Annotated in this window: 10 protein-coding genes and 1 pseudogene; all 11 read right to left on the minus strand. The window is 41.2% G+C overall.

Annotated elements, in window-relative coordinates; all coding sequences use genetic code 11:
• Positions 1 to 15 precede the first annotated feature (15 nt).
• Entirely contained in the window at positions 16 to 1,107 is a 1,092-nt protein-coding gene (locus NXS10_RS06815) for a nucleotidyltransferase (protein WP_259139047.1), read from the minus strand.
• A gap of 55 nt (positions 1,108 to 1,162) precedes the next feature.
• Positions 1,163 to 1,519: a ribosome silencing factor gene (rsfS, locus tag NXS10_RS06820; RefSeq protein ID WP_259139048.1), complete on the minus strand. Its 357-nt coding sequence runs from the start codon at positions 1,517 to 1,519 to the stop codon at positions 1,163 to 1,165.
• A 50-nt stretch (positions 1,520 to 1,569) separates the two neighbouring features.
• The gene (gene yqeK, locus NXS10_RS06825) at positions 1,570 to 2,190 is read right to left on the minus strand and encodes a bis(5'-nucleosyl)-tetraphosphatase (symmetrical) YqeK (RefSeq protein WP_259139050.1); all 621 of its coding nucleotides are present in this window, start codon (positions 2,188 to 2,190) and stop codon (positions 1,570 to 1,572) included.
• Positions 2,187 to 2,819, minus strand: a complete 633-nt coding sequence (locus NXS10_RS06830) for a nicotinate-nucleotide adenylyltransferase (protein WP_259139051.1) — start codon at positions 2,817 to 2,819, stop codon at positions 2,187 to 2,189. Before NXS10_RS06830 ends, yqeK begins: the two co-directional genes overlap by 4 nt.
• A 21-nt stretch (positions 2,820 to 2,840) precedes the next feature.
• Positions 2,841 to 3,152, minus strand: a complete 312-nt coding sequence (gene yhbY / locus NXS10_RS06835) for a ribosome assembly RNA-binding protein YhbY (protein ID WP_259139052.1) — start codon at positions 3,150 to 3,152, stop codon at positions 2,841 to 2,843.
• A 15-nt stretch (positions 3,153 to 3,167) separates the two neighbouring features.
• Positions 3,168 to 4,289, minus strand: coding sequence for a ribosome biogenesis GTPase YqeH (yqeH, locus tag NXS10_RS06840; protein WP_259139053.1), 1,122 nt, complete (start codon positions 4,287 to 4,289; stop codon positions 3,168 to 3,170).
• Positions 4,289 to 4,816, minus strand: coding sequence for a YqeG family HAD IIIA-type phosphatase (locus tag NXS10_RS06845; protein ID WP_308445762.1), 528 nt, complete (start codon positions 4,814 to 4,816; stop codon positions 4,289 to 4,291). The genes yqeH and NXS10_RS06845 overlap by 1 nt, the downstream gene beginning before the upstream one ends.
• Before the next feature lie 93 nt (positions 4,817 to 4,909).
• Positions 4,910 to 6,307, minus strand: coding sequence for an MFS transporter (locus NXS10_RS06850; protein WP_259139054.1), 1,398 nt, complete (start codon positions 6,305 to 6,307; stop codon positions 4,910 to 4,912).
• A complete protein-coding gene (locus NXS10_RS06855; protein WP_259139056.1) occupies positions 6,308 to 7,228 on the minus strand; it encodes a DMT family transporter in 921 nt (306 codons plus the stop codon).
• Positions 7,229 to 7,320: 92 nt separating this feature from the next.
• Positions 7,321 to 10,422, minus strand: coding sequence for a type I restriction endonuclease subunit R (locus NXS10_RS06860; protein WP_259139057.1), 3,102 nt, complete (start codon positions 10,420 to 10,422; stop codon positions 7,321 to 7,323).
• A 131-nt stretch (positions 10,423 to 10,553) separates the two neighbouring features.
• Positions 10,554 to 10,646 (minus strand): annotated as a pseudogene (locus NXS10_RS06865) (restriction endonuclease subunit S); the annotation flags it as partial.

A 10,646-nucleotide genomic window follows, 5' to 3' on the forward strand; every position in this document is an offset into this window, starting at 1 on the left:
GGAGATATTGAAAACCTAGCGTGTCATGATGGGGATACGTCCCCAATTTTGCTCGCTTAGTCTACTATTACCTAACTGATAAACAGCATCTGCTTTCTGGGTCATGGCATCCCACGGTGTTTTTCCGATACGTGTCACCAAGCTCACTTGCTCTTTTAAGCTTGAGAGATGTTGACGCCCCTTTTTGGAGAAACCCAGCACATGTACGGATTTTGGTAATTGAGTTTCTCTTGCGTTGACTAAGATGTAGGTCAGTAGACGCCTTACTCTTGCCTTAGTATAACGTTTAGTACTGACTTTTTCGGTCAAATCTTCGACACTAGTTGCTGATCGGATAGCAGACTTGATGCGGTGTGCCAGTTCATGATTGACCTGATAGGCCTCAGCCAAATCGGGATGAATGATGATTTGATAGCGTAACAAATCAAAATAATCCGCCCAGCTTACTTGTGGTTGCGCATGAAATAAATCCGCATTTGGCATGACGCTCTCAACAAAGGCGCTATCTTTTCGATGCTTGCGGATGCTAGTTGCTGAAGCAAAATACTTCTTTTTTTTCTGCGAATGATAGCCCTCCCCCAAACGCCTGATGGGGTTGAGTGAAATACCTCGAGACCTTGCTGCTTTAGCGTAGCTAAGGGCTAGAATATGATTGGGTGTTGCACCAGAAAAAGGGCTACCCGTGAACTTCTCCCACATGGCTTGAGTCTTTTGCGGATAAGAGAGCACATCAGGCAAGCTTTCAAGATAGGTGCTTATCTCCTCTCTTTGATGCATATAGCTATCACCAATAGCATTGTAATCTAGCACTTGCTCTGTACCAAAGGTCAGGGTATCCACACCTAACCGTTTAAGAATAGCAATAGCACCTTCAGCAAAATAATCCGCTGCTTGTACCGCCACTAAAAAAGGCAACTCCACAACCACATCAGCACCACACTCAAGCGCCATCTGCGTACGTGTCCACTTATCCACGAGAGCTGGCTCTCCACGCTGAACAAAATTGCCACTCATAGCAACAATTTTAAGCCCTTGCACTTGCTCTAACAAGTACTTGTGTCCGTTATGCAGAGGATTGAACTCTGCAATAATCCCAGTTACTGCCACTTCATCTCTTCCTTCTAACAAAAGAGACCGCAACATTTGCCACAGTCTATCTTGATTAATCTTCTAAAAATGTCCCCACATCAAGGATCTTAGCCTCATGCCAAAGCTTTTCGAGGTTGTAGTGTTCACGCTCATCTTGAGAAAAAATGTGGACAACGACACTGCCAAGATCAAGCAACACCCACCCTGTCTTACTATCACCTTCCTGATGACTATTATAACCAAAAACTTCCTTGACTTTCTCACGGATAATATCTGCAATCGCCTCTAGCTGACGGCTATTCATAGCTGATAAAATGACAAAATAATCCGTGATACTGGTCAATTGCTTCACATCTAAAATTAGCATATCTTCAGCACGTTTTTCATCAGCAGCTCTCACAACCACTGTTAACAATTCTTGTTCTTTCATATATTCTTTTCCTTGATGATATTCTCTTATTTTTGGTTGGTTAAATCTCACTAACCATCAATACGCCACAATAAGCGCTTTTCCTCCTTTAATGTATGAATAAAAGCATTGTAAGTCTCCAATGTTTGCGGGTAGACTTGCTGTTTCTTTTGAGCGAGAAAGGCAATCGTATGAGCTGTCTCATAAGCTACAGCCATATCTAGCGACTGCCTAGCGAGCACCCTTGCTTCATCTACACCTGGAAAATCCCTATTAGCTTCTATATAGTCTGCCACATAGACGATTTTATCTAACCCACTCATCTGGCTAGAACCCACCGTGTGAATCTCTATACTATGTAAAATCTCAGTATCACTAAGTTCCAAGTCCTCTTTTATCTTATAGATGCCGACCATACCATGCCAGATATTATTTCCCCAGTTTTTAAGGTCAGAGTCTAGCTTGTACTTATCAATAAGAGTAAGAAATACCTCATCTGGTACTTCCTTAGCATAATCATGTAAAAGCCCTGCTAAACCTGCTTTTGTCTCATCTGCTCCATAGCGCTTAGCCAGCTCTATAGCTGCCGACTCAACACCTAAAGAATGCTTAAGGCGCTTTGAAGACATCTGTTCTGCCATTTTATCCAACAAAGAGAGACGACTCATAGGAAGATAAGCTTCATAGTTCATCGGTATAGCCCTTCTTTCTCAATATAATCTAGTACAGCTGGAGGTAGGAGAAAGTTGGGCTTTTTACCTTCTTCAATCTGCCTTCTGATAAGGCTTGACGAAATATCAAGCAAAGGCACATCTACCCAGATGACAGGGTAAGATGTACCTGCCTTGTACTTGGGGCGTTGCACACCGACAAACTGCACCATTTTGATCAAGTCTGAAATGCGATGCCACTTAGGGAGGTAAGCTACCATATCCGCTCCAATGATAAAGTAATAATCTACATCTGGATTTTTCTTTGTCAAGAGTTTCATGGTCTCGTAAGTATAACTAATACCCTTACGCTCAAGCTCTATCGTCTCAATCCCAAGTCCGTCGACATCACGCACAGCCAAATCAAGCATCTTTAGACGATGTTTTTCGCTAATAGTTGACTTTTTGTCAGCATGCGGAGGCTCGTATTCAGGCATCAGAAGAACTTCATCAAGTCCCAACTGTTGACGCACTTGGTCAGCAATAGTCAAATGAGCATTATGAACAGGATTAAAATTCCCACCCAAAAGTCCAATTTGTTTACGATTACTTGTGACTTTTTCTTCCGCTAACTCCACCTTAGTAAAAGGCGTCAATAACTCTAATGCCATAAATTCCTCCCAAAAGAACGCTTATAACGCCTTGACTTTGATAGATAGTTTACGATTTTCCTTGCGTGCCGACTGCTTGTAGAGAATGAGAATACGCCCAATTTTAAGCACAGTATCACAGCCAATTTCTTCTTCCAAGATGTCTGCCACCTCGTGAATATCTTCATCTGTATTTTGCAAGAGTTGCACTTTTATCAACTCACGCGCATCAAGCGCCTGTCTAACACTTGTCTTAATTTGGTCATTGAGACCATTTTTCCCAATCTGAACGATTGGTTTCATACGGTGTGCTTCTGATTTTAAAAAAGCACGTTGTTTTGATGTTAATGCCATATCTTTTCCTTTATGTTAAATAATAGCTTTTCTCAGCACAACAGCAACACCCTTCGGTGCCCAAGCAGCTACCAACACTGGCTTGTTTTGACTAGCGTCGACACGTATCCAGCCTAATCCTGAGTACACCACATCCATCTTGTCCTTAATGGTAAACTCATGGCGGACAAGATCTGGAAAGTTTTCAAGCGTCTTTGCACTTGGTGGTTGCAAAAGTCTCCCTACATGCTTGTCATAAAAAATATCTGCACCTGCAAGTTTTGTTCTATGAATGTTTATATTATTGTCCATATAAACTGTAAAACCACGCCTAGCTCCCACAATAAAATCAAAACGTGCCAAGCCAGCTAAAAACAAAGTTTGCTCAGAATTGAGTTGATAAGTCTTAGGCTTGATCTCTTTTTTAGGACTCACATATTTCAAATCTTTAGCTGAGAGATAATGCGCCATTTGATGATGGTGGATAATTCCCGGTGTGTCAAAGAGATAAGCGCCATCGTCTAACGGAATCTCAATTTTATCAAGTGTTGTTCCAGGAAACTGCGATGTTGTAATTGTGTCCTTATCACCTGTAATCTCGCGAATAATCGCATTGATAAGTGTTGATTTTCCAACGTTGGTCACACCGACAATATAAACATCTCGTCCCTTTCTCAGGCGCTCAATCGTAGCTATCAAATCTTGAATGGCTTGTTGATTTTGTGCGGATATAAGCACCACATCCAACGGTCGTAAGCCCTCCTCATACACACGTTCCAACAACCAACTTTTAATTTTACTGTCCTTGACAGATTTCGGTAAAATATCCTTTTTATTACCGACAAGGAGAATATCATTACCTGAAACAAAACGATGAAGCCCTGGAATGAGGGAACCATTGACATCAAAAATGTCAATCACATTCACTACAAGAGCGTTACTGTCACCAACTTCATGCAGAAGCTTTAAAAAATCATCATCACTCATCTGCACATCTGTAATATCGTTGTAATGGCGTAATCTAAAGCAACGCTGGCAATACAGCTGTCCTGTCTTTAAGCCTTTTTCTAAGGCAACGTTTGGCACATAACCAATAGCCTTAGCATCTTCTGTTTGAATAGGGGCACCGCAACCGATGCAAGACAATATTTCGTTCATTAAATTCCTTTTTGATAGTTCATTTTCCCGTATTTTTTCTCAAGTTTACGCCAAACATGACGCTCGCAAAAACGATTAAATTTGGTATTCCAAGCATCTGATGTCACCAAAGGTTTGACTAAAACTGAGCGAATACCAGCTCTATGGCTGGCACGAATATCAGTCATGAGCTGATCTCCTACCATGATGACCTCATCAGGTGAAAAATTATAACGCTTCATCGCAATTTTAATCCCTCGTGTGAAAGGCTTCATCGCACGACTGACAAAGTCAACACCAAATAAAGACACTGCACGTTCCACTCGTGAATGCTTATTATTTGACACAACAACAATAGCAATATCAGCTATCGTCATCTCATCAATCCATGTGCGCACCTCAGCTGTTCCATCTGGATTATCCCAAGCAATCAAAGTATTGTCCAAATCCACTAAAACAGCATGAATACCGTGCTTTAATAAATCTTCTGCTTTTAAATCATATACTGCCTCAACCATAAAGGTCGGCCTATAATCGTCTATACTCACATGCTACTCCAAAAGATTAGTTTAGCTTTTATTTTACCATATTTTGAAGTATAAGGCGAATTGAAAATGCTTTACCCTAAATAAAATCACTTCTCACAAGGAGGTCTTTGGCTTATTTGCAACGACTTTATACAAAACAAGCCATTCTACAATAGCTAAGACTAACAAGAAAGCAAATGCCGTTTGACTACCTTTAGCGGTTGCTAGACCTTGACTGATACTAGATTGTGACTGACTGATAGCAACGATAAGAGAGGCGAGAGTTGTTCCGACAGCTCCTGCAAATTGCTGGAGAGTATTAAATATAGCGTTGGCATCTGAGCGCATAGTATCAGGAATTTCCTTTTGTCCACTAGTCATGATGTTGCCAAAAGCAATTCCCATCCCACACATAAAGACAATGTAAAGAATGGTCAAACAGACATTTGATAAGTGATTCCCAAAAAGAGAAAAGAATACTAAAGCTATCACAATCAAGCTCGTCCCAAATAAAATTGGCTTTTTAGCACCTAACCTATCTAGCCAATAGCCACTAAACGGTGAGCAAGAAGCCCCCAGAAAAGCAGCTGGAAAAACCAGAAGTCCTGCAATTGTTGCTGATGAGTGATTGACTAACTGGATATAGTTTGGAATCAAAAAGGACATGCCAAGATTGACGGTTTGAAAGAGAAAAAAGGCGAATACATGACCTGCAAAGATGGGCTTTTTTAAAACATCTAAAGCGATGATAGGTTGGGTAAGTTGCTGACTTCTCTTGATAAGCGCAAAAAGCCCTAACCCACCTAATAAGAACCACAACCAGACCTCAGGCTGATAAAAAGCATATTGCGCTAGATTACTAAGAGCCAAGATTAAGCCAATAAAAAGAGCTAAAATAGCTAAAAAACTCAGCATATCTGGTAGCTCAAAGCTAATCTCCGTCTTTTGCTCAATTGCTGTGATACCTAAAATGAAAGAGAGCATAACCACCGGTAATAGCAGCACGAAAATGTAACGCCAACCAAGGCTAGAAGCCACAAAACCACCGAAAGTCGGACCTACTGCAGGTGCTACGGCAGTGATAAGCGTGCCTATTCCCATCATGATACCAATCTTGTGGAGTGGTACTTGATCTAAAATGATGTTAAACATCAACGGCAAAGCAATGCCAACGCCTACCCCTTGAATAACACGACCAAACAAAAGCAGGCCAAAATTAGGTGCAATAATGTCGACTAGTAGCCCTATGCTAAAAAGACCATTTGCCACACAAAAAAGTGTTTTCGTTCTAAAAGAACGCTTGAGATAGGCAGATAGTGGCACAACCAATGCTACAACCAAAAGGTAAACGGTCGTCATCCACTGCACGGTTGAGGTAGTGATGGTAAAGGTTTTCATTAGAATGGGGAAAGTGATATTCATAGCAGTCTCAACGACAACACCACAAAAAGAAAGTAGTCCAACAGCAATGACTGCTCTAATAACTTTTGTTGATAAAACTCCCTCTGACATTTACTTTGTAACTCCCTTTTCTTTGATTTTTTCCATTAGTAAATCTTGAATTGAGATTAACATGACCGCTAAAATAATGAGAAGCATGCCAAAAAGGGCACTGATATAGAAGTGCTCACCAAAAAGGAGTACTGTCAAAAGCACCGATGAGATAGGCTCAACCGAAGCCAAAAGACTACCTTTGACAGCACCAATAATGGTTGTTCCCTTTAAAAAAGCCGTGTAGGCAAAGAGCGTTCCAACACCGATGATACCAATATAAGCAAGAAGCGAACCTTCATCTAGAGGATAGTGATAAGTCCAAGCTTGTGTCAAAATGCTAAAGAGGACACCTCCAAAAAGCATACTCACTCCAAGCACCAATAAACTTCCCCATTTACGAATGGCATTGATAGGTAGCAGAATATAAGCCACATAGGTAAAAGCAGAGAAAATCCCCCAGAAAAGCCCTGTTGGACTCAATGAAAGACGACTTAGATGACCGTGAGTTGCCATGATAAAGGTGCCAAACACAGCCAAAAAAATAGAGAAAACTTCCACCCATTTCGGCAACTGGCGTTTTTTAAGACTAGCCAAAACGATAATGATAATAGGTGCCATATATTGTAAGACCGTCGCAGTTCCAGCATTAGTGTAAAAAATAGCCTTGAGATAAGCGTATTGATTAGCTACCAAGCCAAAGCAGGAAAAGATGAGTACTGTCACAAGAAACCCTCTATCTCTAAGCGCTGATTTCACTTTGGCAGCATCACTCACTACCTCAATCCCCAACAGAAAAAAACCTGAGAGTAACAGCCGAACAGACGACAAGGCATTGATTGCAAGACCATGTGAGATGAGATATTGCCCACTAGTCCCTGACAATCCCCAAGCAATCCCTGCAACTAACGTCAAGAGCACACCTATTCCTTGTTTAGACATAATCTCTCCCCCAATCTTCTTCCTTCATTATAGCAAAAAGCCCTACCCAAAACAATGATAGCAACTAAAAAAGCTCCTGTGATAAGAGCTTTTTAGATGACACCTCCTATACCCTTGAACTTTTCAACAAAGCGACTAATTTTATCAAAAACCGTTTGCTTTTTGGCATGATAAAGAGGATTGAGAGGACTCATCTTTGGTAAAGTATCATTGAGGTCGGTACCGTTTTCACTAGCGTACCCATGCTTTAACGAGGTCATAATATAACGTTTAGCGTTAGTCTCATTAAGGCTCTCCTCTGCGATAATTTTCTCAGCTTCCACTTTTTGTACCTCTTGCGCATAGCGATAAAAACGTTCTAGAATATCTGCCTTATCCTTAATCGTATCAAGATTTACATGCTCTATAAAGTCCACAATCAAGCCCTCTTTGGCACGATTGCCAAGGCTTGAACGAATAGTGCGTGTAATCTCGTCTATCAAAACATCTTTGTCATCAATTTTCTTATTGGTTTCAAAAATCAACTCCAAAATATAATCCAAATCGATTTCCTGTGATTTCAAAAGTTCTACCTCAAAAACAACTGAATCCCAGTCAACCTTAGATTCTTGCCTTTGCTGACTTTCACGTTCTCTAGTAAACCAATCTCTGATGTCATTATAGGTTGAGCGATAATCTTGAACAAGACGTTGGCTAGGTATTTGGACTTGGGTCATCCTCTCAAAATTTTGCTCATCTAACTGGTGCTGTATTTTGAAATTGTCAACAGCCTTTTCATCTGAAAGATCGAGAGTTTGTAATTCTTTCAAACTCTTGAAATCATCATAGTTTTGCAAGATATTTTCTAAACGCAAAAACTGACCAAATAGAGTAACAAACTCTTTCTTATCGTTTTCTTTGACGATATTTGTCGGATCTGGAAAACGCTCTTTCAGTTCTTGAACCACTGCTAGGTAACCTTTTTTATTTTCACCTGCTTCTACGTAACCATCCATATATTCTTTATAAGAACGCTCTAATAGCATTTCTGCTGTTTGTGTTTTACCAAAAAGGCGAATGGCATCCGTCGTCGCTTTTTCCAAATCACGAAAGGTCACAATATTACCAAATGTCTTTGTCGCATCGTAAATACGATTCGTCCGTGAAAAAGCTTGGATAAGACCATGGTAACGCAAATTTTTATCAACAAATAAAGTATTCAAGGTCGGTGCATCAAAACCTGTTAGAAACATCCCCACCACAATCAAAAGGTCTACATCACCAGATTTGACCCGATTTCCCAAGTCTTTGTAATAATTTTGAAAACCATCGCTATTGATGGTGAAGCTCGTGCCAAACTGGCTGTTATAGTTTGCAATGCAGTGGCTCAAAAATTCCTTGCTAGATTGATCAGCCATTGATTCTGGTGAGAAAGTCTCATCCTCAATATCCCCTTTTGCCGACTGTTCTTCATTTGCCGCATAGGAAAAGATAGTCGCAATTTTGAGTGGCTTGTCTCGTCCTTTTTGCTGGTCATTGAGTTCGGTGTAGTAGAGCTTTGCTGCCTCGACACTGGAGACAGCAAACATAGCATTAAAGCCCTTGCCCTTACCTGCTGTACGGTGGGTCTTATAGTCAAAATTGTCTAGGATATAGCGGGAAATCTCACGAATGCGATCCTCATGCAACAGCGCTTTTTTCGTCTCGTAGGCACTCAGCTTATCCACATCTTGCTCACGCTCAAGCCGAGAAAAGTTAGGACGCACATCATTATAGTCCACCATAAACTTAAGCACTTTCTCATCTCGGATAGCATCAGTGATGACATAGGCATGTAGCTCTTTGCCAAAGACACCAGCCGTCGTCTCAGAACCCTGAGCATTCTCCACCTTGATAGGTGTCCCTGTAAATCCAAACTGGCTATAGCGCTTGAACTTCTGGCGTAGGTTTTTCTGAGCCTCCCCAAACTGTGAGCGGTGACACTCGTCAAAGATAAAAACCACTTGTTGATTGTAGACAGGGTGCGCCTTTTCACTTTTCATAAAGTTATTGAGTTTTTGGATAGTCGTGACAATAATTTTTTGGTCATCTGTTTCGATATTATGCTTGAGCCCAGCAGTATTACTCGACCCATTGACCGAATCAGGTGAAAAGCGCTTATACTCTTTCATGGTCTGTGCGTCGAGGTCTTTTCTGTCCACCACAAAGAAAACCTTGTCCACCTCATCCATCTCAGTCGCTAATCTCGCCGCCTTAAAACTAGTTAAAGTCTTACCAGACCCTGTGGTATGCCAGATGTAGCCGCCTGTTTCTGGGCCACTTTTTTGCTTGCTGGCAATAGCAGAGCGTATCTTCCAGATAATCCGCTCAGTCGCCGCAATCTGATAAGGGCGCATGATGAGTAGCGTATTATTCGTATCAAAGATTGAGTATTTGATGAGAACATTGAGCAGAGTCATCTTGCTCAAAAAAGTTGCTGTAAAGTCTTTTAAGTCCTTGATAGGGTCGTTATTTTTCAGCGCCCAGTTCATGGTAAAGTCAAAGGAATTCTTTTCACGCTTTGTCGTATTGGCAAAGTAGCGACTATCTGTGCCATTTGATATGACAAAGACTTGTAGATATTTAAAGAGAGAAAAATCCTCGTTGAAACTTTCCTTGCTGTAGCGGTGAATTTGGTTAAAGGCTTCGCGTATGGCTACGCCACGCCTTTTCAGCTCAATCTGCACCAGAGGCAGACCATTGACTAAGATGGTTACGTCATAGCGGTTAGGACTGTTGCCGATTTGCTGCATTTGATTGATGACCTGCAAGCTGTTGCGGTTGATATTTTTCTTATCCCAAAGATAAATATTCTGGATATGCCCATCATCAAAGATGAAGTCATAGATGTAGTCGTCATGGAGTCTACGGGTACAGTCGATAAGTGTATCGCTAGGCTTATTGATATACTCGTTCAAAAGACGATGCCACTCACTATCAGAAAAAGTAACAGCATTGAGGCTTTCTAGCTGAGCCTTGAGGTTGATAAGCAAGGCTTCTGGGGTCGTGATGTCCTTACGGTAGTCATAGCCCTGATTGATGAGGTCACAAATCAACTCCCGCTCCAAATCCGCTTCGGACTGATAGCTACCCGCCTGTTCCTTTTTGGTGTAAGTGTCTAAAATGATAAAGTTGTCGGATTCAGCGATTGGCACTGTCTGGAGCATTTCATTCATAGTACTGGATCTCCTTTTCTTGTTAGCTTTATTATATCAAAAAATCGGTGCTTTTATCTCTCCTTTTCGTCTTATCTTACCATCTCCCCCTCTTTAAAAAAAACCCACCAAGCGAAAGTCGCTGGTGGGCACTAAAAGGTCAAGAGTTTTTCTCTAAAATACTCATACTGCTTCTGTCTTTGTTCAATTTCTTTTGGTAAGCCCTGTGATAAATTGGAAGTCAG

The sequence above is a fragment of the Streptococcus sciuri genome (assembly GCF_024814375.1).
In the GTDB taxonomy this organism is placed as follows: domain Bacteria; phylum Bacillota; class Bacilli; order Lactobacillales; family Streptococcaceae; genus Streptococcus; species Streptococcus sciuri.